This window comes from Pseudomonas poae (genome assembly GCA_028869255.1).
Taxonomy (GTDB): Bacteria; Pseudomonadota; Gammaproteobacteria; order Pseudomonadales; family Pseudomonadaceae; genus Aquipseudomonas; species Aquipseudomonas poae_C.
The window spans coordinates 3,201,612-3,223,417 of sequence record CP110972.1 but is presented as its reverse complement, the minus strand read 5'-3'; the positions used below and the strand labels follow the sequence as shown (position 1 = coordinate 3,223,417).

At 63.2% G+C, this 21,806-nt stretch carries 21 protein-coding genes and 1 pseudogene; 12 read left to right on the top strand and 10 right to left on the bottom strand.

Annotation, left to right across the window (positions count from 1 at the left end; genetic code table 11):
* Window positions 1-212: 212 nt before the first annotated feature.
* From LRS56_14430 to LRS56_14420, 3 genes are read right to left on the bottom strand one after another with little or no spacing between them, the layout of a single operon-like run.
* Window positions 213-1,139, bottom strand: coding sequence for a sugar ABC transporter substrate-binding protein (locus LRS56_14430; protein WDU65529.1), 927 nt, complete (start codon window positions 1,137-1,139; stop codon window positions 213-215).
* 19 nt (window positions 1,140-1,158) lie between these two features.
* Window positions 1,159-1,938 carry a TIM barrel protein gene (locus tag LRS56_14425; protein ID WDU65528.1) on the bottom strand — a complete coding sequence of 260 codons (780 nt, stop codon included), beginning with the start codon at window positions 1,936-1,938 and terminating at the stop codon, window positions 1,159-1,161.
* Window positions 1,935-2,939, bottom strand: coding sequence for a Gfo/Idh/MocA family oxidoreductase (locus LRS56_14420; protein ID WDU65527.1), 1,005 nt, complete (start codon window positions 2,937-2,939; stop codon window positions 1,935-1,937). The genes LRS56_14425 and LRS56_14420 overlap by 4 nt, the downstream gene beginning before the upstream one ends.
* Before the next feature lie 184 nt (window positions 2,940-3,123).
* Between LRS56_14420 and LRS56_14415 the strand changes: the two are divergent.
* Window positions 3,124-5,081, top strand: a pseudogene (locus tag LRS56_14415) (sigma 54-interacting transcriptional regulator).
* Window positions 5,082-5,116: 35 nt separating this feature from the next.
* Here LRS56_14415 and LRS56_14410 read toward each other — a convergent pair.
* Complete coding sequence (locus tag LRS56_14410) at window positions 5,117-5,410, bottom strand: hypothetical protein (GenBank protein WDU65526.1); 294 nt, start codon at window positions 5,408-5,410, stop codon at window positions 5,117-5,119.
* A 408-nt stretch (window positions 5,411-5,818) separates the two neighbouring features.
* Entirely contained in the window at window positions 5,819-6,868 is a 1,050-nt protein-coding gene (locus LRS56_14405; GenBank protein WDU65525.1) for a LacI family DNA-binding transcriptional regulator, read from the bottom strand.
* Window positions 6,869-7,029: 161 nt separating this feature from the next.
* Between LRS56_14405 and LRS56_14400 the strand changes: the two genes are divergently transcribed.
* The 4 genes from LRS56_14400 (at window position 7,030) to LRS56_14385 (ending at window position 10,658) form a co-directional block, all read left to right on the top strand.
* On the top strand, window positions 7,030-8,163 hold the full coding sequence (locus tag LRS56_14400) for a fatty acid desaturase family protein (GenBank protein WDU65524.1): 1,134 nt from the start codon (window positions 7,030-7,032) through the stop codon (window positions 8,161-8,163).
* A 151-nt stretch (window positions 8,164-8,314) separates the two neighbouring features.
* The gene (locus LRS56_14395) at window positions 8,315-8,635 is read left to right on the top strand and encodes a MocE family 2Fe-2S type ferredoxin (GenBank protein ID WDU65523.1); all 321 of its coding nucleotides are present in this window, start codon (window positions 8,315-8,317) and stop codon (window positions 8,633-8,635) included.
* Window positions 8,636-8,637: 2 nt separating this feature from the next.
* The gene (locus LRS56_14390; GenBank protein ID WDU65522.1) at window positions 8,638-9,837 is read left to right on the top strand and encodes an FAD-dependent oxidoreductase; all 1,200 of its coding nucleotides are present in this window, start codon (window positions 8,638-8,640) and stop codon (window positions 9,835-9,837) included.
* 2 nt (window positions 9,838-9,839) lie between these two features.
* Complete coding sequence (locus LRS56_14385; GenBank protein WDU65521.1) at window positions 9,840-10,658, top strand: sugar phosphate isomerase/epimerase; 819 nt, start codon at window positions 9,840-9,842, stop codon at window positions 10,656-10,658.
* A 153-nt stretch (window positions 10,659-10,811) separates the two neighbouring features.
* Here the strand turns inward: LRS56_14385 and LRS56_14380 are convergent, their stop codons facing one another.
* On the bottom strand, window positions 10,812-11,684 hold the full coding sequence (locus tag LRS56_14380) for an undecaprenyl-diphosphate phosphatase (GenBank protein WDU65520.1): 873 nt from the start codon (window positions 11,682-11,684) through the stop codon (window positions 10,812-10,814).
* 182 nt (window positions 11,685-11,866) lie between these two features.
* On the opposite strand from LRS56_14380, the gene LRS56_14375 reads away from it, so the two are divergent.
* Entirely contained in the window at window positions 11,867-12,373 is a 507-nt protein-coding gene (locus LRS56_14375; protein WDU65519.1) for a GNAT family N-acetyltransferase, read from the top strand.
* On the opposite strand, the gene LRS56_14370 is transcribed toward LRS56_14375, so the two are convergent.
* On the bottom strand, window positions 12,351-13,295 hold the full coding sequence (locus LRS56_14370) for a GlxA family transcriptional regulator (GenBank protein WDU65518.1): 945 nt from the start codon (window positions 13,293-13,295) through the stop codon (window positions 12,351-12,353). The two genes, LRS56_14375 and LRS56_14370, sit on opposite strands and share 23 nt — an antisense overlap.
* A gap of 172 nt (window positions 13,296-13,467) precedes the next feature.
* Here LRS56_14370 and LRS56_14365 point away from each other — a divergent pair, with 172 nt between their 5' ends.
* From LRS56_14365 to LRS56_14355, 3 genes are all read left to right on the top strand, one after another.
* A complete protein-coding gene (locus LRS56_14365; GenBank protein WDU65517.1) occupies window positions 13,468-14,097 on the top strand; it encodes a TetR/AcrR family transcriptional regulator in 630 nt (209 codons plus the stop codon).
* On the top strand, window positions 14,094-14,771 hold the full coding sequence (locus LRS56_14360) for a type 1 glutamine amidotransferase domain-containing protein (GenBank protein ID WDU65516.1): 678 nt from the start codon (window positions 14,094-14,096) through the stop codon (window positions 14,769-14,771). Before LRS56_14365 ends, LRS56_14360 begins: the two co-directional genes overlap by 4 nt.
* Before the next feature lie 78 nt (window positions 14,772-14,849).
* Entirely contained in the window at window positions 14,850-15,974 is a 1,125-nt protein-coding gene (locus LRS56_14355) for an alkene reductase (GenBank protein ID WDU65515.1), read from the top strand.
* 236 nt (window positions 15,975-16,210) lie between these two features.
* On the opposite strand, the gene LRS56_14350 is transcribed toward LRS56_14355, so the two are convergent.
* Window positions 16,211-17,209 carry an NAD(P)H-quinone oxidoreductase gene (locus LRS56_14350; protein ID WDU65514.1) on the bottom strand — a complete coding sequence of 333 codons (999 nt, stop codon included), beginning with the start codon at window positions 17,207-17,209 and terminating at the stop codon, window positions 16,211-16,213.
* A complete protein-coding gene (locus tag LRS56_14345; GenBank protein ID WDU65513.1) occupies window positions 17,206-18,432 on the bottom strand; it encodes a YbfB/YjiJ family MFS transporter in 1,227 nt (408 codons plus the stop codon). Before LRS56_14345 ends, LRS56_14350 begins: the two co-directional genes overlap by 4 nt.
* 112 nt (window positions 18,433-18,544) lie before the next feature.
* On the opposite strand from LRS56_14345, the gene LRS56_14340 reads away from it, so the two are divergent.
* From LRS56_14340 to LRS56_14330, 3 genes are all read left to right on the top strand, one after another.
* Complete coding sequence (locus tag LRS56_14340) at window positions 18,545-19,420, top strand: LysR family transcriptional regulator (protein WDU65512.1); 876 nt, start codon at window positions 18,545-18,547, stop codon at window positions 19,418-19,420.
* A gap of 76 nt (window positions 19,421-19,496) precedes the next feature.
* Window positions 19,497-20,480, top strand: a complete 984-nt coding sequence (locus LRS56_14335) for an MBL fold metallo-hydrolase (protein ID WDU65511.1) — start codon at window positions 19,497-19,499, stop codon at window positions 20,478-20,480.
* A gap of 58 nt (window positions 20,481-20,538) precedes the next feature.
* Window positions 20,539-20,925 carry a DoxX family protein gene (locus LRS56_14330; GenBank protein WDU65510.1) on the top strand — a complete coding sequence of 129 codons (387 nt, stop codon included), beginning with the start codon at window positions 20,539-20,541 and terminating at the stop codon, window positions 20,923-20,925.
* 55 nt (window positions 20,926-20,980) lie between these two features.
* Here LRS56_14330 and LRS56_14325 read toward each other — a convergent pair whose 3' ends face one another.
* Window positions 20,981-21,799, bottom strand: coding sequence for an alpha/beta hydrolase (locus LRS56_14325; protein WDU65509.1), 819 nt, complete (start codon window positions 21,797-21,799; stop codon window positions 20,981-20,983).
* Window positions 21,800-21,806: the final 7 nt, after the last annotated feature.

The window sequence follows — 21,806 nt, the reverse complement described above, 5'->3', positions numbered from 1 at the left end:
GGACGCCGGGTTAGCCGCGTTGGGCCAAGGATGGCCCATCGCGGCGGCCCACGGATTCAAGTCTGCGTGCGGGCACACCGAGCCGGAGGCGAGGTGCCGAGTGGTGGGGCAAGAGCCTTTTGGTTACTTTTGGGCTCTTTTCAAAAGTGACCCGCCGTAAGGGCGGAACCAATACCCGCCGTTACAAAAAAAACGGATATGCCCCCAACCCCTCACCTATACCGCTGCTCAAACCCCCCCACCTGCTCCGGCCTGATCAACTCAAACGGCACCCAAACCTGCGCTTCAATCGGCTCCCCCTTGATCATCTTGACCGCCGCCTGCACCGCCTGCGTCGCCTGCGCCTTCGGGTCCTGAAACACCGAGGCCGTCAGCATCCCGCGCTTGATCGCCGCCAAACCATCAGGCAACCCATCAATCCCGACAATTGCAATCTCACCCTTGGCCTTGCCCGCCTGCTGCAACGCCATGGCCGCACCAATCGCCATTTCATCGTTATTGGCCACAATCGCATCAAACTGCGTGCCCGCCAGCAGCCAGTTGCTGGTCAGGTCCATACCCTTGCTCCGCTGCCATTCGGCACTTTGCTGCTCCACGACCTTGATCCCGGGAAAGTCCTTGAGCACCTGCTTGGCGCCCTCGGTGCGGTCATGCGTGGCGTTCTGCGCGAGGTCGCCCATGATGATCGCCACATTGCCCTTACCGCCGAGTTTTTCCGCCAGGTAGCGCATCTGCAATTGACCGGCTTCGATGTCGTTGGAGGCCACCGTAACCACGCCTTTTGGCAGCGTGCGCTCATTCGGGTGGCGGTTGACGTACACCAGCGGCGTCCTGGCCGCGACGGCGGCGCGGGTCATGTTGGCGGTGGCGGCGGTGTCCACCGGCAGCACAATCACGGCGTCGACTTTCTGATTGAGAAAACCTTCGACCTGGTTGAGCTGGCGCACCACATCACCCTGGGCGTCCTCGAATTGGATCTGCACGTCCTGTTGCTTGGCGGCGGCCTCCAGGCCGGTGCGCACGTAGGTCATGAAATTATCGTCGACCCGCGCAATGCTCACGCCGATGCGATACGCGGCGCAGCTCCATTGGCTGAACAGCAGTAAAAATACGGCGGCGATCAATGAATGACGATGCATGAGGCTGTTCCTTTTATTGTTATAGGGTAAATGCTTGGCGGAAACGCTCCAGGGCCAGCTCGCTGTCGCCGCTGGCCCAGCCTTCGAGGCCGACCACGCCGTTGTAGCCCATGGCGTGCAGGGCTCTGGCAATGGCCGGGTAGTGGATTTCCCCGGTGCCGGGTTCCTTGCGCCCGGGCACGTCGGCCACCTGGATCTCACCGATGGCGCTGCCGGCGCGCTGGATCAATTCGATCAGGTTTCCTTCGCCGATCTGCGCGTGGTACAGGTCCAGGTTCATCTTCAGGTGCGGGCTGCCCACGGCTTCGATCAGCGCCAGGGTGTCGTCGGCGCGGGCGAACGGGGTGCCGGGGTGGTCGACTTCGGTGTTGAGGTTTTCCAGCAGGAACACGCGGCCGGCGTCTTCGCCCAGGCGCGCGATTTTTTCCAGGGTCTTGCAGGCGCTCAGCCACATGCGGCCGGTGGTCTGGCTCACGGGCTGCACCGGCAGGCCGCTGTCGCCCAGGCCGGTGCCGTGCAGGTTGAGGCTGGGGCAGTTCAGGCGTTCGGCGAGCCCTATGGATTCGCGGGCGCTGTCGAGCAGTTGACGGATGCCGTCGGGGTCGGTGAGGGTGCCGCTGATATAGCCGGTCATCGACGTAAAGTCGGCACCGGTGGCGGCCAGGGCGTTGATGTCCTTGTGGGTCCAGTTCCAGATTTCAGCGCTGAAACCCAGGGCATGGATGCGTTTCACGCGCTCGATAAACGGCAGGTCGAGAAACACCATCTCGGCGCTGATCGCCAGTTTGAACGGGGTCATAGGGCCACCGCCTTGCCGGTTTCGAACGACTCGATGCACGCTCGGGCAATCGCCAGGGCCGCACGTGCGTCTTCACCGCTGGCCATCGGCTTCGCGCCGGTGCGCAGGCAGTCGGCAAAATGGTTGAGTTCGGCGACGTAGGCGTCGCGCAAAAGGTCGGTGTCCAGGCGCTGGGTGTCGGCCTGGATGCCCTGGGCCAGGTAGCGCACCAGGTCGGAGTCGTTGAGGCTGCCCATGCTCAACATGCCTGCGCTGGCGAATACTTCACCGCGTACGTCGTAGCCGTACACGGCCTGGAAGTTGGCCTCGGCGGTCGCGATGGCGCCGTTGTCGAAGCGGATCGTGACCACGGCGGTATCGAGGAAGCCTTTGCTTTTGTAGGCCGGGGCGATCAGCGCATCGGCCATCACATACACCTGCACCGCTTCGGCACCCGGGTTGAGGTAGCGCAGGGTGTCGAAGTCGTGGATCAGGGTTTCCAGGAAAATCACCCACTGCGGCGAGTTGGCGGGGTTGTTGAGTGCCGGGTCGCGGGTCAGCGAGCGCAACAGCTGCGGCGTGCCGATGCGGCCGGCGGCTACGTCGAGGTGGGCGGCGCGGAAGCTCTTGGCAAAACGCCGGTTGAAACCGACTTGCAGCGGCACTCGGGCATCGGCAGCGGCGGCGATGGCGCGGTCGGCTTCATCCAGGGTGATGGCCATGGGTTTTTCGCAAAAGATGCCTTTGCCGGCGCGGGCGGCACTGATCACCAGTTCGGCGTGGCTGCGGGCGGGGGCGGCGATGAGTACGCCATCGATATCCGGGTCATCGAGCAACTGCTGGGGGTCGGTGTACACCTTGTCCACTCCGAGTTCCGCTGCCAGGCGTGCGGCCTGGCCCGGGGTGGGGTCGGCGATGGCGGCCAGGCAGGCGCCCGGAATGTGCCGCGCAGCGGTCAGGCCGTGGAAGCTGCCCATGCGGCCGGCACCGATCAAGCCCAGGCGGATGTTTTGTGTACTCATGAAGTAACCCCTTTTTATTGTTGGCCCCAGGACGTTCTGGTGGGCAAAGGGCTAAGAGCAAAGGCTGTGCCAATTTGTAAGTCATTGATAAACATGGATTTATAAAATTTACTAAACAAAACATGTTCATTTTGATGACATGCCTATACTGACATGTCAAAAACATGAACATGGATGCCCCTTGATGAGCATGGCCTTCAACGTGCAAGACCTCGACTACTTGACGGCCCTGGGCCCGGCCTCGCTGAACGGGGGCCCGGTGGCAGCGCTGGAGCAGGCGTGGCACGCATGCCTGGCCGGCCAGGTCGAGCGCCCGGGGGAGGTGCGGCAGGTGATCTGGGATTCGTGGCGGCGCAGCGTCGACGCGGGTATCGACCCGGATGACAGCCACTACCGTTTCGTCACCCCCGAGACCCTGGCGGCGACCGTTGCCGAGCATCGCGTGCTGATCGCCGCAGCGGCGCAGGTGATGCGCGGTTTGTTGGCCTACAACCCCCGAGGCCATATCAACCTGACCGATGCCGACGGCACTACCCTGTATTTCTGCGGGCTGGACATCACCCCCATCGGCAGCCGCCTGCTGGAGTCGGTGCAAGGCACCAACTGCACCGGCGTGGCCCTGGCCGAAGACCGCCTGGTGTACGTGCTGGCCGAGGAAAACTTCGGCAGCGGCCTGCGCCGCCGTCGCATGCACTGCGCCGCTGCGCCGATCAAGAATGCCCAGGGCCAGACCCTGGCCATGCTGACCCTTACCGCTGAGCCCGGCTGGTTTCACTTCCACACCCTTGGCACCGTGCAGGCCGCTGCCGATGCGGTCTCACGGCAAATGGCCCTGCAAGCGCTGCTGGCCGAACAGCAAGCCGTGCTCGAAGTACTCAACGAAGGGCTGGTGGTGCTTGACCAGCGCGGCTGCATCAAGGCCCTTAACCGCTATGCCCGGCAACTGTTCGGGGTGGGGCTGGAACTGATCGGCAGTCCCTTCCAGCGCCTGGGCCGCAGCGAGTTGAACGTGCTGGGTGAGCCGGTGCGTGACCTCGATTGCACCTTCCACCTGCAGGACCGCAGCCAGCTTGCCTGCCTGGTGTCGGTGTGCCCGCTGGAGGAGGGTGGGGTGATTGTGTCGCTGCGCGAAAACCGGCGGATTCGCGAAATCACCCGGCGCATTATCAGCACTCAGGCGCGCTACACCTTTGAGACTATCCAGGGCACCTCGCGAGCGATTCAGGACGCGTTGCACTTGGCGCGCATCGCCAGTCGCAGCGAGTCCACTACCCTGATCCTCGGCGAAAGCGGTACCGGCAAGGAGCTGTTTGCCCAGGCCATCCATAACGCCAGCGACCGCGCCAGTGGCCCATTTGTGGCGGTCAACTGCGGCGCGATCCCACGGGACTTGGTGCAAAGCGAGCTGTTCGGGCATGTCGAGGGCGCCTTCACCGGCTCGGCCCGTGGCGGCTCGGCGGGCAAGTTCGAGCTGGCCGATGGCGGCACGATTTTTCTGGATGAAATCGGCGATATGTCCTTCGACGCCCAAGTCAGTTTGTTGCGCGTGTTGCAGGAAGGCGAAATTACCCGCGTCGGTGCAAAAAATTCGCGCCAAGTGGATGTGCGCATCATCGCCGCCACCCACCGCAACCTCAGCCAGGCGGTGGCCGAAGGCGCGTTTCGCGAAGACCTCTACTACCGGCTCAACGTACTGAACCTGACCGTGCCGCCGCTGCGCATGCGCCGCGAAGACATCCCGCTGCTGGCGCGGCACTTCCTCACGCGCTGTGCCCGTTCGCTGCGTAAGACGGTGCAGGGTTTTCGCCGCAGGCGCTGGAGTTGCTGGCGGACTACAGCTGGCCGGGCAATGTGCGCGAGCTGGAAAACAGCATCGAACGGGCGACCAACCTGGCGATGGGTGAACTGATCCAGGCGTCCGATCTGCCACTGGAAACCAGGCAGCGAACCCCGCTGCGTCCCTACGAGCCGCAGCCCGCGCAGGATTTGAGCAGCCACGAAATGCACGCCATCGTCGCCGCGCTTACCGCTACCGGCGGCAATATCCGCCTGGCCGCCCGGCAACTGAATGTGTCGCGGGGCGGGCTGTATAACAAGATGAGCCGGTTTGGGCTGAATGCCGCAGATTTTCGTGGCGGTTGAGGTTCAACTGTAGGCGCTGGCAAGCCAGCTCCCACTCAGGCAGTGGGTTTCAGGCACTCGATGGAGCGATCCACGGTGGTCTTGGCAATCTCCAGCAGATGCCACACCGCCAGAATTTTCGCCCGCTCGGGACTTGTGAGCGTTTCACCGCAATCCAGCGCGGTCGCCGAGGCACTGTCGAGCACACTGGCGGTGTAGAGCAGGGCATCTTCGAAGCTCAGGTCTTCGATTTGCACACCCTGAGGGGGCAGGTAATGGTCGATGGCGCGGTTGAAGGCGGCGCGGTCTTTGGCCGAACTGAGGGGTGGATCGGGGACGGGCTTATTCATTGTGTAGCTCCTGAATGATCATGGAGCCGACACGCTTCGCGACTAAACGTAGGGTGGCGGCTGTACGCAGGTTAGTCGACCGGTCAGGAGCATCCGGCGCGCCCAAGGGCGCCCTGCGCACAGCCACCATAAAGCTTCATGGGCGATGCGCCTGCTCCAAATCCGGGCGACTAAACCCGATCACTGAATTGGCAGTGACGGATCGCAGACTAGCCACCGATTCCAGCAGGCACAAGGCGGCAGGGATTGTCTAGGAAACGTCCTGCAATTAAAAGGGACCTGCCTTGCTGGCCTTTTACAAACCATGACCAAATGCCACCAGCCCCGCCGATCAAACAGTGAAATGCGCTCTATGTAGGCGCTGGCAAGCCAGCTCCCACCTGTCTGCCTGCGTTTAGACAGTGGGTTTCAGCCACCCAGGTTCTCCGACGTCACAATCTGCGGCGGTATATGCACCCGATGCCGCCCCGGATCAAACCCCTCGGCACTCTGCAACTCCACCAGCAACTGCACCAGCGCCGTACCCGTTTGCCCCGGCTGCGAATCCATCACCACATCGATCAAACCCCGGCTCAGCGCCTGGCGCGACAGCTCGGTAGACTCCTGCAAAATGCAGCACAGCGCCGGGCGCTTGGGCAGTTGCGCCAGGGCGCTGATTACCCCGTCACCGCCGCCGCCCACCACGCACAGGCCGCGCAGGTCGGTGTGGCGGGTGAGCAGGTCGAGGGTGGCTTCTTCGGTGATGTCGCAGTTGTCCAGGTTGATCAGCGGCTCCAACGGCTTGAGGCCCGGGGCGTGTTCGGCGAGGTAGCTGTGCAGCCCTTCGACCCGCGCCTGGTGGCCGAGGAAGCGGTGGCCGCCCAGCAGGATCCCCACGCTGCCTTTGCGTGCGCCGCAGGTGCGGGCCAGCAGCCAGCCCATGGTGCGCCCGACCACGCGGTTGTCCTGGCCCACATAGGGTTCAAGGGCTTGCTCGTGGATGTCCGAGAGCAGCGCCACCACCGGCACGCCGGCTTCGCGGATCTGCGCCAGGCAGGCGTTGATCAGCGGGTGGGCGAAGCTGACCACGGCGAGGGCGTCGCATTGCACGGCCAGTTGCTCGATCTGCGCGACGATGGCGCTGGGCGTGCGGTCGTTGATGTATTCGAATTGGCAGCTCAAGTTGGCGGTGGCGTGGTGCTGCGCGGCGTCGCTGATTGACTGCGCCAGGTTGGCATAGAACGCCTGCGCGGTGCCCAGCAGCAGAATGCCGAAGCGGTAGGTGGGGCGGCGTTCACGGATGCGTTGGCCGATCAGCCGCGCAGCAAAGTAGCCCACGGCTTCGGCGGCCTGGAACACCTGTTCGGCGGTGTCCGGGTTGACCGGCGCACGGGCGTTCAACACCCGGTCGACAGTGGCCACACTGAGGCCCGCCTGGGCGGCCACGGTGGCGATGGTTGGGCGTTTATTGTTGTTCATGACAGGCCCCTTGTGCGTCTTGATAGAAAACTATCAAGCCCCGCTGGGCCTGGATGATAGCTTGATAGGGAATGGATTCAAGCCCTTGAGGGGGATTTACCCGCGCTCTATCGTTTCTTCGCAAAGCACCTGTTACCCCACGCTTGCGGAGAACAATAACAATGCCTGAACACACCGCTTACCGCGCTCGTCGCGACTACAGTCTCACCGGCCCGGAAGCCGCCCGCGCGGCGGAAAAAGGCCTGGTCTCGGCCAGTTGGTACCAGTCGCCGATTTCCCGTAAACGCATGAAAGAACTGATGCAACGCCGCGACGGCCCGGCGTTGCGCGACACCGCCCTCTGGATAACCGCGCTGCTGGTCACCGGCTTTGGTGGCTACTGGTTCTGGGGCTCGTGGGCCTGCGTGCCGTTCTTCATCGCCTACGGCGTGCTCTACGGCACCGCCTCCAACCCGCGCTGGCACGAAACCGGCCACGGCACCGCGTTCAAGACCCGCTGGATGAACGACGGGCTGTACCAGGTCGCCAGCTTCATGTGCATTTTCGAACCCCATGTGTGGCGCTGGAGCCATGCACGGCACCACACCGACACCATCGTGGTCGGCCGTGACCCGGAGATCGTTGAACCGCGCCCGCCAAGTTTTCTGATGATGTTTCTGAGCCTGTTCAACTTGCCCCTGGCCTGGAAGACCTTCAGCGGCGTAGCGCGCCATGCCATCGGCAAGATGAGTGCCCAGGAAGCGGACTTCATCCCCGAATCCGAATGGCCCAAGGTGTTCCGCGCAGCGCGGATCTGGGTCGGCATTTATGCTGTGGTCATTGGTAGTGCGTTGTACCTGCACAGCTGGTTGCCGCTGATGCTGATTGGCTTGCCGAGTATTTACGGCGCCTGGCTCGGCTACCTGTTCGGCCTCACCCAGCATGTGGGCCTGGCCGAAGATGTGCTGGACCACCGCAGCAACTGCCGCACCATTTACATGAACCGCGTGCTGCGCTTTATCTACATGGACATGAACTACCACCTCGAGCACCACATGTACCCGATGGTGCCGTACCACGCCCTGGCACAACTGCACGAAGAGATCCGCAGTGACTGCCCACCGCCGTACGCGAATATTTTTGAGGCGTACAAAGAAATCCTGCCGACGATCTGGAAGCAGCGCAGCGACCCGACGTATTTCGTGCAGCGCCCACTGGCGAACACTTCCAACAGTGATGAGGGTGCAAAAAGTGGCGAGCAAGCTGGCCGTGGCGAGCGGGCTTGCCCGCGTTGGGCTGCGGAGCAGCCCCAATAAAACTCACTGCATTCTTTCAGACAAACCTGAGGGGTTGATCTTGGGGCCGCTTCGCAGCCCAACGCGGGCAAGCCCGCTCGCCACAACAAGCCTGCTCGCCACAACAAGCCCGCTTGCCACAGGGTCAGTCAGTCATTTGGAGATATATGCCATGAACGATCAATGGATCGACGTCTGCGCCGTGGGCGAAATAGACGAAGAGGACGTGCTGCGCTTCGACCACGGGCCGCACACCTACGCGGTGTACCGCTCGGCCGAGAATGAGTTTTTCGCCACGGCCGGGCTGTGCACCCACGAAAAAATCCACCTCGCCGACGGCCTGGTGATGGACCACGTGATCGAATGCCCCAAGCACAACGGGCGCTTCGATTACCGCTCCGGCAAGGCCCTGGGCGCGCCGGTGTGCGTCAACCTCAAGACCTACCCGGTGCGGGTCGAAGCGGGGCGGGTGTTGCTCGCCGTCACGGCTTGATGATGAATACTCCCCTGATCATCGTCGGTGCCGGCCATGCCGGTGGCCGTGCGGCGCTCACCCTGCGCGAAGAAGGCTACAGCGGGCGGCTGATCCTGATCGGCGACGAGCCGCATTTGCCCTACGAGCGGCCGCCGCTGTCCAAGGGCCTGTTGCAGGGCAGCATGGACCTGGCGGGCTGCAGCCTGTGCGACAGCGCACGGCTGGCCGAGTTGGGCATCGAACATATCGCCGGCAACCCGGTCAGCCAACTGGACCCGCCGCAGCATCGCTTGCAATTGGCCGACGGGCAGTGGCTGACCTATGCCGGTTTGCTGCTGGCCACCGGGGGCAGGGCGCGGCGTTTGGCCCAGGCACAGGCGAATGTGCTGTACCTGCGCACTCACGATGAAGCGCTGGCGCTGAAAACCGCGTTGCGCCCCGGGGCACTGCTGGTGGTGGTGGGCGGTGGGTTTATCGGCCTGGAAGTGGCCGCCACCGCTCGCAGCCTGGGCTGTGAGGTCACGTTGCTGGAAGCCGGGCCGCGCCTGGCGGGCCGGGTATTGCCGCCGATGATCAGTGAAGCGTTGCTGGCCCTGCATCGCGCTCAGGGGGTGGACGTGCGCTTGAACGTGGCGCTGGAATCGATCCAGGCCGACGCCGTGCTGTTGATGGACGGTACACGCTTGCCGTGTGACTTGGTGGTGGTCGGCATCGGCATGCAACCCAACATTGAACTGGCCGTGGCGGCGGGCCTGGAAACCGGGCAGGGCATTCGCGTCGACGCGCAGTTGCGCACCAGCGCGCCGGATATCTACGCGGCCGGCGATGTGTGCGAGTTTCGCTTGGGTGGCGAGTACCAGCGCCAGGAAACCTGGCGCAATGCTGAAGCCCAGGGGCGGCATGCGGCCCTGAACCTGTTGGGGCGCGAACTGCCGTTCGAAGCGCTCCCCGGCTTCTGGTCCGACCAATACGACTGGGGCTTGCAGACCGTGGGCGTAATCACCGCGCTGAGCGTCAGCCGCAACCTGCCCGGCGGGGGCCTGCTGCTGTTTTACCTGGATGCCGAACACCGTTTGCAGGGCGCCTGCGGCTGGGCGCCGGGCAACAGTGTGGCCAAGGATATCAAGCTGTGCGAGCGGCTGATCAGCGCGGGCATTGTGCTCAACCCGAGCAGCCTGGCCGATGCCACGCTGCCCCTTAAACCATTGCTGCGAGGCTGACCATGCGCCAATTTCTGGTGTTCCAATCGCTGTGGGCCATGCAGACCGAGCCGGGTTCTCTTGAGGCGCAGCTTGAGCGGATCGCCGCCGCCGGCTTCGACGGCGTCACCGACCATTACTGGCAACCCGCCGAGGTGCCGCGCCTGCACGCCGCCGCTGCTGCCCGGGGCTTGCAGATCGAGGGCCAATTGTTCCCGCAATCGGTGGACGACCTGGCCGCCGCGCTGGATGTGATCAGCCGCTACGGCTGCCACCACCTCACCCTGCAGGCCGATGTGCGTCCGCGCACCCAGGCCGAGGCGGTCAGGCTGATCGAAGGCTGGCAGCGGCTGGCCGAGCAGGTGGACTTCCCCGTGTTGCTGGAAACCCACCGTTATCGCCTCACCAGCGACCTGCTGTTCACCCTTGATCTACTGGCGCAAATGCCCGACCTGAAGCTGCTCGCCGACTTGTCGCATTACGTGGTCGGCCGCGAGTTGCCCGAGCCCGGCGCACTCGAGGATGACCAGCAAATACGCAGCATCCTGCGCCACAGTTGGGGTTTCCACGGCCGAGTGGCCAGCAGCGAACAGGTGCAGGTCTCGCTGGATTTTGCGCAGCACCAAGCCTGGGTCGAGCGCTTTGTCGGCTGGTGGCGCTACGGTATCCAGGACTGGCTGGCCCGCGCCGACGCGGCGCAAAGCCTGTCCTTCACCTGCGAACTGGGCCCGCCACCCTATGCCATCACCGGCGCCGATGGCCGTGAAATCAGCGATCGCTGGGCCGAGGCGCTGAAGATGAAGACGCTGATCCGCAACCTGTGGCAGGAGTGTCAGAAATGATCGGCTGATCTGCGCGGTCGGCAATATCGCTGGCAACGTGACTCATCTGTGGGAGCTGGCTTGCCTGCGATAGCGGTGTACCCGTCGAAGGATGTACTGCCTGACACACCGCCATCGCAGGCAAGCCAGCTCCCACATGAGATGTGTGCGGCCTCAGCTCAACAACCCGGTACTGACCGCCACAATCAAAAACACCCCCAGCAGTGCGCGGTAGATCACGAACGGCCAGGTGGAGAAGCGCTCCAGGAACTTCATCAGGCCCCAGATCGCAAAGAACGCCGAGACACTCGCCACCACCAGGCCGAAAAGCAGATGCGGCCAGGCGTGCGCGGGCAAGTCGGCGTGCAGCAGCACCCATAGTTCCTTCAAGCCGGCGAGGGCGATGGCCGGCAGGCCCAGCAGGAAGGAAAAACGCGCCGCCTCTTCACGTTTGAAATTGAGGAACAGCGCCGCGGTCAGCGTCGAACCGGAGCGCGATACGCCCGGAATCAGCGCGCCGATCTGCGCAATGCCGACAATCAACGCGTCACGCAGGCGCATCTGGCTCATGTCCCGGGTATGCCGGGCACGCAACTCCGCCGCCGCCAGCAACACCGCCATCACCACGCAGGAAATGCCGATCACCATCAGGCCGCGCAACGGTGAGTTGCAGGCGTTCAAGGTCGAAGACAAGGCCAGGCCGGCCACCCCGATCGGGAGCGTCGCCAGCACAATCGCCACCGCGAGTTTGAACCAGCGGTCGTTGTAGTCACTGCGGCGCACTGCGCCAATGCTGCCGGTGACCACCTGCTGCACATCCCGCCAGAAGTAACTGACCACCGCCGCCAGCGCCGCCAACTGCATCGCCGCCGAAAACGCCGAGCCCGGGTCTTGCCAGCCGAGCAGGGCGGGCACCACCCGCATATGCGCCGTGGAAGACACCGGCAACAGCTCGGTAATGCCCTGGATCACGCCCAGGATAAAGATCTGCAGGTAATCCAGGGAGGCAAAGCCCACATCCAGGCCGGCGGAACAGACGTTTGTCAAAATGCATGCCCTTGAAAAAAGAGGTTGGGAAACCGGCGGAGTTTATTCTAAATGTTTCGGGAATTTGGGCGCGGCCAGACAAATCCGCATTCGGTTCAGCAAACAGAAAGGTTTGACAATGTATTGGCCTGCGCAAGGGTTTTGTGAACAATGGCGCCCTGCGTTTTTTCACTGAGAGCCCCATGCCTGAAACCACCGTCGAATTGATCCAGACCGGCCCTGAAGAAGCCGAGCTGATCCGTAATCTCTACCAGTACTACGCCTATGAGTCGTCAGACTGGGAGCAGGAGGATGTCGAGGCGGACGGCCGCTTCTACATCCATGACGAGCACCTGAACCGCTACTGGCAAGACCCGCAATGGAGCGCCAACTTGCTGTTGGTCGATGGCTACATTGCCGGTTTCCTGCTGATCGAAGGCAGCGAGTTGCCGGGTATCGACGCCCTGGAACTGGCCGACCTGTTTATCCTCAAGCGCTACCGCCGCAAAGGCATTGGCCGCGCCATCGCCACACAGGTGCTGTGCAGCGGCGAGGCCGATTGGCTGGTGCGGTTTTTTGACCAGGATGAAGTGTCCCAGGCGTTCTGGCGCACGGTGCTGGATAACCTGCCACGCCCGGTGCAGACCCTCGAGCTGGAGGATGACCCGCAGTTGGTGAGTTACCTGATTACGCGGGCGGCCCTGCATTAAAGGCTTGTTGCATGGCTTGGGGCGGTTGGCCGAAGGCGCGCAGAAATGCCTGGCGCATGCGCTCGCGGTCGCCGAAGCCGGTTTCACGGGCCACCACTTCCACCGGGTGGCGGCTGGTTTCCATCATCGCCCGGGCGGCTTCGACTCTTAAGGACTCGATGGCCTTGGCCGGTGTTTGCCCGGTTTCTTCGCGGAACACCCGGCTGAACTGGCGCGGGCTGAGCCGGGCGACATCGGCCAGGGCCTCCACCGACAAATCGTGCGTGAGATTCTCGCGGGCGTAGGCCAGGGCCAGTTGCACGCGGTCGGATTTGGGGTCCAGTTCCAATAACGCTGACAACTGCGACTGCTCGCTGCCACGGCGCTGGGCAATCACCAGCTTGCGTGCAATGCGTCGGGCGAGGTCGCCGCCCAGGTCGTTCTCGACCATGGCCAGTGCCAGGTCGACGCCGGCGCTCATGCCGGCGCCGGTCCAGACCTGGCCGTCCACCACAAACAGCTTGTCTTCTTCCAGGCGGATATCCGGGTAGCACTTGCGGAACGCCGGGGCATGAATCCAGTGGGTGGTGGCGCGCTTGCCGTCCAATAATCCGGCCTCGGCCAGCACGAAAATGCCCATGCACAGCGAGGCGATCCGCCGCGATTGCGCGGACGCCGCCTTGACCAGTTCCAGCAGGTTGGCTTCCGGCAGGCGAAATTCCAGGTAGCCGCTGACAATCAACGTGTCATAGCCCTGGGCGCGGATCGGCGTGGTATTCACCGAAAAACCCTGGGAGGTCATCACCGCACCGCCGGCCTCCGACACCAGGTGAAACTCATACGCCGGCTCGCCGCGCAGCAGGTTCGCGCACTCGAACACCGAGCCCAGGCTGAGGCTCAGGGATTGGAAGTTCGGGTAAACCATCAGCGCAACGCTGTGCATCGCATGTCTCCTTGGGGGTAGGAGGGGGGATTGTCGGCGGCTGCCAGGAAAACGGCAACCGACTTTGCGCCATGTCCGGAATCCTTGCGGATATGACATTGTGCGAGTTTTGCCTGGCTCCTAACATTCACCCAACGAACTAGACGACTGGTCTAATCGGTGGGAGCGAAGCATGAGCGGTGAAACTAAAAGTGCAAGGCAGACCATTCTCGAAAGTGCACGGCCTATTGTCGGCGCCAAAGGGTTTTCTGCGGTGGGCCTGAACGAAATACTTCAAGCCGCCGAGGTGCCTAAAGGTTCGTTTTATCACTACTTCAACTCCAAAGATGCGTTTGGCGTGGTCTTGCTCGACAGCTACTTTGATAACTATGTGCAGGGGGTGGAGCAACTGTTCAACTCGCCGGGTTTATCCCAGCACGCTAAGTTGATGCGCTATTGGCAAAGTTGGATCGACAACCAGACCGGCTGCACCGATGCCGGCAAATGCCTTGCCGTCAAACTGGGTGCGGAGGTGTCAGACCTTTCAGAACCCATGCGCCTGGCATTGCAGCGCGGCACCTCACGCACCATCGATTTACTCGCCGTGGCCATGCAGCGCGGCGTTGAAGACGGCTCGTTGTTACTGCAACACAGCCCGCACGCCTTGGCCCGGCAGCTGTACGCGTTATGGCTGGGCGCCAGCGTCATGAGCAAGATCACCCGAACACCTGCGCCTTTTGACGAGGCGCTGCTGCTCACCCGCCAGCTGTTGGGTGGCCCTGAAAACACTGATATTCACACTGATCGAGGCACTGGAAAATGAAAGTATTAATGGTACTGACCTCTCACGACCAGCTTGGCGACACCGGCCGCAAGACCGGCTTCTGGCTCGAAGAATTTGCTGCACCCTATTACGTGTTCAAGGACGCCGGTGCCGAACTGGTGCTGGCTTCCCCGGCCGGTGGCCAGCCGCCGCTGGACCCGGTGAGTGATCAGCCGGACGCCCAAACCGAGCAGACCCGCCGCTTTGCCGCCGACCCGGCTGCCCAGCAAGCCCTGGCCAACACGGTCAAGCTGGACACGGTCAACGCCGCCGATTTCGACACGGTGTTCTACCCAGGTGGCCACGGGCCGCTGTGGGACCTGGCGGAGTCGCCGGTGTCCATCGCGCTGATCGAGTCCTTTGAGCGCGCCGGTAAGCCTATCGGTTTTGTCTGCCACGCCCCGGGTGCCCTGCGCCACGTCAAGGCGGTGAATGGCGAGCCGCTGGTCAAGGGCCGTCGCGTTACCGGCTTCTCCAACTCGGAAGAGGCGGCAGTGGGCCTGACCGATGTGGTGCCGTTCCTGATTGAAGATGATTTCAAGAAACTGGGCGGCAACTATGAGAAGGGCGCCGATTGGGCATCCTTTGTATTGGAAGATGGTGTGTTGATCACCGGCCAGAACCCTGCAAGTTCCAGCGATGTGGCCAAAGCCCTGCTGAAACTTACCGCTTAAGTTAATAACGCGTTCTATTCATTGGCGACTCGAATGAGTCGCCAATGCTTTAGTTCGCCCAGAGTTTGGAATATCCGTATGACTGATCATGTTTTAAATACCCCGGTGCAACTCGGCCATCACCGCTTGAATAACCGCGTGGTGTTGCCGCCATTGACCCGTCAGCGCAGCGCACAACCCGGCGATATCGCCACCGAGTTGATGGCCGAGTATTACCGCCAGCGTGCCGGTGCCGGTTTTATGGTGAGCGAAGGCACGCAGATCGAGCCGCGTGGCCAGGGTTACGCCTGGACGCCGGGGATTTACTCGCCCGCGCAGATCGACGGCTGGCGCACAGTTACCGAGGCGGTGCATGCCGAGGGCGGGGTGATTTTTGCTCAGCTGTGGCATGTGGGGCGTGTGTCGCATAACGCGTTGCAACCAGACGGCGCCGCGCCGGTCGCGCCGTCGGCGCTCCCGGCCCTGCAAGCAAAAGCCTTTATCGAAACCGGGCCGGGCGTCGGTGAGCTGATGCAACCGCCGGTGCCTCGCGCACTGAGTGTGCAGGAAATCCAGGCGTTGGTCGGGCACTACGCACAAGCCGCCCGCAATGCGCTGGACGCCGGGTTTGACGGGGTAGAGATTCACTCGGCCAACGGTTACCTGGTCAACCAGTTCATCTCGGCACATGCCAACCAGCGTGAGGACGAGTACGGTGGTTCGCTGGAAAACCGCCTGCGCTTTTTGCGCGAGATCGTCGAGGCGGTGTGCAAGATGGTCGGGCCGGAACGCCTCGGCGTGCGTTTTTCGCCGTTGTTCAGCGGCACCGATCAGGACCGCGTGTATATCGGCCTGGTGGAAGAAGACCCGCATCACACCTATATCGAAGCGATCAAAGTGCTGGAGGCGTCGGGCATCGCCTACGTGTCCATCGCCGAAGCCGACTGGGACAACGCGCCCGACCTGCCCGACACGTTCCGCCAGGCCGTGCGCGACACCTTCAGCGGCCGCATTATCTACGCCGGCCGCTACACCGCCGAGCGCGGTGCACGCCTGGTAGACGCAGGGCTGGCGGATTTGATTGCGTTCGGGCGGCCGTTCATTGCCAACCCAGACCTGCCGCAGCGGCTATTCAACGGCTGGCCGTTGAACGAGCTGCGGGCAGAGGGGATGTATGGCGGCGGTGAGGAGGGGTATATCGACTATCCGGTGTATACCGACTGATCACGGACTAACAGCAGCCCGCTTGTTATGGCTGGGCGGGCCTGTTGTGGCGAGTGGACTTGCGTGGCGAGCGGGCTTGCCCGCGTTGGGCTGCGAAGCGGCCCCAATAGGTTCACCGCGCACTGAGTGTCAGACCGCGGCGCCTGGTTTCAGGGCCGCTTCGCGCCCCAACGCGGGCAAGCCCGCTCGCCACAACAAGCCCGCCCAACCCCACTCAACCCCAACAAGCAGGGTATTCACTCCACCCGCAACACAATCTTGCCGATATGATCCCCACCTTCCATCCGTGCATGGGCCTGGGCGGCGTCGGTGTATTCGTACACTTTGTCGATGATCGGCAGGCACCGCCCGGCGGCCAGCACCGGCCATACGTGTTCGTGCAATTGCGCGGCAATCGCGGCCTTTTCGTCCCGGGTGCGTGAGCGCAACAGCGAGCCGGTGATGATTGCGCGCTTGGCCATGATGGTCAGCAGGTCAACGTCGTTGCCCTTGGCGCCGCCGAGGAAGCCCAGCATCACCAGGCGCCCCTCCATGGCCAGGGCCTTGAGGTTGTTGCTCAGGTACGAGCCACCCATGATATCGAGCACCACGTTGACGCCCTTGTCGGCGGTTTTCTCGGCAATCACCTGGGCGAAGTCCTGCTCGCGATAATTGATCGGCTCACCACCTAGCTTGGCGATGGCTGCGCATTTATCGGCACTGCCGGCAGTGGCGAACGCTTGGATACCGAACTCGCGGCACAGCATCAACGCCGTGGTACCGATGCCGCTGGTGCCACCGTGGATCAACGCGCTCTGACCTTTATGTGCGCCGCCGAGGCCGAACAGGTTGGCCCAGACGGTGAAGAAGGTTTCCGGCACGGCGGCGGCTTGAATCCAGTCCATGCCTGCAGGGATAGGCAACGCCTGGCTGGCCGGCACGCTGCAAAACTGAGCGTAGCCGCCGCCATTGGTCAGGGCGCACACCTTGTCACCGAGCGCGTAGTCCTTGACCCCGTCGCCCAGCGCCACCACTTCACCGGCCACTTCCAGCCCGGGAATCAGGCTCATGCCAGGCTTCATCGGGTACTTGCCGGCGCGCTGCAAGGCGTCGGGGCGATTGACGCCGGCGGCATGCACGCGAATCAGGATCTCGCCGGGGCCGGCTACCGGCACATCCGCCCGGCGCGGCTGCAGCACTTCGGGGCCGCCGGGGGCGGTGATTTCGATCAGGGTCATTTCTTTAGGAAGCGTCATTTCAGAGTACCTGCAGCGATGAGCGTATGGGTTGGGACCGTAGTGAGGGGGCGGCGGTTCAGCACAAGCATGCCCAGCTCCAGTAACAGTGCGACCACAATCGACGCTGCCGCGAGCATGAACAGCAGCGCATGCTGGCCGCCGCTGCTGTTGAACAGTGCCGAGTAGGCAAAGCCGGACAGCGCCTGGAACGTCGCGAACGACACGGTGGCACGGCTCCAGGCAACTTGTTGCTGGTGATGGTTGGGCAGCAATTCATGCACCCGTGCCAGGGCCAGCGGCACGATGCCGGGCGGGAACGAACCGAGGATCACGGCCAGCACGGCGAGGGCGCTGAACGAGCCAGCCAACGGCAGCAGGCCAACGGCAATCGCCTGCACCACCAGCACCACGCGGATACTCACCCGGGCACCGAGCTTATCGGCGAGGAACCCATAAGTGACCGGCCCGACAATCGCACCCAGGCCGTACATCACCCAGATCATCGCGCCGATATGCGCGCCGTCACCCAGCCCACGTGCCACGTAATCCACCAGGAACACCATGGCCGGCACCAGGCCCGCTGCCATAAAGGCGTACTGGGCGAACAACAGGTAGACACCGGATGGCGTCGGCGCGGGGGTGTCCGAGGGGGCCGGTGCCTCATGCACCGAGCCGGTAGGCCAGGCGAACCAGCTGGCGGCGGTCAGCACCAGCGCCAACAGGCCCAGGCCGAACCAGGTCTGCTGCAAGCCCAGGCTCAACAGCGGCGGCACCACGGTGCCGGAGCCGGCGATGCCCAGGCCGATGCCCAGGAAGATCGCGCCACTGGCCAGGCCACGCCGTGCGACCGGCACATGGGGCAACACGGTCGCGGCCACCAGCACCATGATCGCGCCACCGGCGATGCCTGACAGCAGGCGCCAGGCGAAGAACCACACCACCGACAGCGGGAAACCACAGGCAAAAAACGCCAGGGTCACCGCCACCATCATGATCCGCAGCGCGGTCTGGTTGGACGTGTGCTGGGCGATGGGGCGCCCGATCAGCGCACCGATCAGGTAGCCCACCAGGTTGGCGGCGCCGAGGTACACCACGTCGCTGGCGGAAAACCACTGGGCCTGGATCAGGCTCGGAATCAACGGTGTGTAGGCAAAACGCGCCAGGCCGATGCTGACCAGGCTGGCGCACAGGCCGGCGAAAATCGGCAACCAGACCGCGCTGCGTGTGTGTGGGGTTTGCATGAGGGCTGTCCTGAGTATTTTTTCTCTGGCGCCCAGCATATCCAGGTTTAACGATGCAATAATGCAGCGATTACACGGCATTCTGATGCATATATGCATCAATAGGGGGGATATGAATTGGGACGATGCACGGGTGTTCCTGGCGGTATGCCGCGAGTCGACGCTACGCGGCGCCGCACGCGTGTTGGGGGTGGACCAGGCCACCGTCGGCCGCCGGGTCAATGCCCTGGAAAAGTCCCTGAGCGCGACCCTGTTCCTGCGCACCTCCGAAGGCTACGCGCTGACCGCCGTCGGTGAAGCCGCGTTGCGCTCAGTTGAGAACATGGAGCGCTCGGCGCTCGACCTGGAGCGCCAGATTCAGGGCCTGGATGACCGCCTGACGGGCACCGTGAGGGTCAGTACCACCGATTCGCTGGCTATCGACTTCATGATCCCGGCGATTGCCCGCTTGCATCGCCAGCACCCGGATGTGCGGGTGCAGTTGGACGCGTCCACCCAGTTCCTGAGCCTGGCCAAACGTGAAACCGACATTGCCGTGCGCAACACCCGCCCGGACAATCCCGACCTGATCGCACGGCGCATTGCGCGTTGGCCGGTGGGTCTGTTTGCCTCCCAGGCGTATATCGACCGCCTGGGTGTGCCACCGCCGGGCAGCCTGTTTGAAGGGCATGATCTGGTGGTCTATCAGCCCTACCTTGAGACGCAAAAGGACATGACCCTGGTCAGCGAGCCGCTGGGACGCGGGCGGATTGTTGCGAGCCTGAGTTCCAGCTTGCTGGTACGCCGGTCCATTGCGGCCGGGATCGGCATCGGCGAAATCCCGGTGTACACCGGCGAAAGGGACGGCCTGGTCCGCCTGTGGCCGGAGCGCACGCGGCCGTTGCCCTACGACGTGTGGCTGGTGACCCACGCCGACCTGCGCCACACCGCACGGGTGCGGGTAGTCATCGATGAAATCGTCGCCGGGTTTGCCGGCACCGGGGAGTAGTCAGCACAGGCTTGCAATTTCCTGCGTCGCTGCGGGCACACACTCCACCTCTTTACGCATGTTCAGGGGTGACGCAATGACAAGAAAATGGGTGTGTACGTTAGGGCTGGCAATGGCATTGGCCGCCGGGCATTCGTTGGCCGCCGCGCCTGCGCAAGTCGGCACCCAGGTGCCGGGCTACTTCCGCCTGGCGGTTGGCGACTATGAGGTCACGGCGCTGTTCGACGGCTATAACGACCTGTCGCCCAAGCTGCTCAAGGGCATGACCCAAAGCCAGATCCGCGCTTTGCTGGCGCGTCGTTCGATTGAAACCCCGGGCGTGCAGACCGCATTCAACGCGTTTCTGGTCAACACCGGCAAGCAATTGATCCTGGTAGACACCGGCGCCGGCCAGTGCATCGGCGCCACCGCCGGCCAGCTTTCGACGAATATGAAGGCCGCCGGTTATGAGCCGTCCCAGGTCGACACGATCCTGCTGACCCACCTGCACCTGGACCATGTGTGCGGCCTGGTGGATGGCCAGCATCAGGCGATTTTCGCCAATGCCACGATCTACGCCGCCAAGGCCGAGGCCGATTACTGGCTCGACCCCCAGGCGCTGGCCAAGGCACCGGAGGCCGCCAAAGGCTTTTTCAAGATCGCGCAGGACTCGACGGCGCCCTACATCGCCGCCGGGCGCTTCAAGACCTTCGAGCCAGGCAAGCTGCCGGTCGACGGCGTCGAAACGGCCCAGGAGCCAGGGCATACGCCGGGCAGCACCACCTACCGTTTCAACTCCCAGGGCCAGAGCATCCTGTTCATGGGCGATCTGGTGCACAACCTGGCCGTGCAGTTCCTGCACCCTGAGGTGTCGATCGGCTTCGACGTGAATGGCCAACAGGCAATCAAGAGCCGTGAGGCGGTGTTCAGCGCGGCCGCCGCGAGCAAGATCTGGGTGACGGCGGCGCATTTGCCGTTCCCGGGCATCGGGCATATCACCGCCGAGGGCAAGCACTTCCAATGGGTACCGGTGGAATACGGCCCCTACAAACGTGCGGCGCATGTGCCGCTGATCGATTAAGCCTTTCCCTCATGACCGCCGTGCACACGCCGGCGGTTTTCACCTGTGCAGGTCGCTTATGAACGAATTACAAAAACCGGATCTGGGGCTGTTGTTTCTGCGGGGCAGTGGGGCGCTGTTCCTGTTGTGGGTGCATGGCCTGCCCAAGCTGCTCAACTACAGCGAACAGCTCAAACTGATCGAGGACCCGTTTCATCTGGGGGCCCACGTGACGCTGCTGCTGGCGATTTTTGCCGAAGTGCTGTGCCCGCTGCTGATCATCGCCGGGGTGCTGGTGCGCCTGGCGTGCCTGCCGATCCTCGCGGTGCTGTTGATTGCCATGGTGGTGGTGCACCCGGAGTGGACGCTGTTGGAAGGGCAGTTCGGCTGGCTGTTGCTGATCATCTTCACCAGTGTGCTGATCGCAGGGCCCGGGCGTCTGGTGGTGAGCACGCGTTTGTCCTGAGCAAAAAAAGGCCGGGCAAGCCCGGCCAAATAAGGAGAGCGGTGTTGCAGTCGGTTCAGCGCTTCAGGAACGCCAGCAGGTCTTCGTTGAGCTGCTGGGCGTGGGTGGCCGCGAAGCCGTGTGGCGCGTCCTTGTACACCTTCAGTTCAGCGCCCTTGATCATCTCGGCTGCGACTTTACCGGTGGTTTCGAACGGCACGATCTGGTCGCCATCGCCATGGATCACCAGGGTTGGCACGTCGATCTTGGCCATGTCCGGGCGGAAGTCGGTTTCGGAGAAGGCGGTGACGCAATCCACGGTCGCCTTGAGCGAGGCAAGCAGCGCGATCTGCAGGGTCTGGGTCAGCACGCCTTCGGAGACGGTCTGGCCTTTGTTGATGCCGAAGAACGGGGTGTTGAAGTCTGCGATGAACTGCGCACGGTCCTTGAGCAGCCCTTCCTTGATGCCGTCGAACACCGGGGTCGGCACGCCTTGCGGGTAATCGGCTTTCTGGCCGAACAGCGGCGTGACCGCACCCAGCAACACCAGGCCGGCTACGCGGGAGCTACCGTGGCGTGCGATATAGCGGGCCACGTCGCCGCCACCCATGGAGAAGCCCACCAGCGTCACGTCCGCCAGGTCCAGGTGTTCGATCAGCTGGGCGATGTCGTCGGCAAAGGTGTCGTAATCGTTGCCGGTCCAGGGCTGGTCCGACCGGCCAAAGCCACGACGGTCAAACGCAATGGTGCGAAAGCCACGGCTGCTCAGGTATTCCATCTGGTATTCCCACATGTCGGCATCCAGCGGCCAGCCGTGGCTGAACAGCACGGGCTTGCCGCTGCCCCAGTCCTTGAAGTAGATCTGGGTACCGTCTTTGGCAACGAAGGTGCTCATGGAAAGA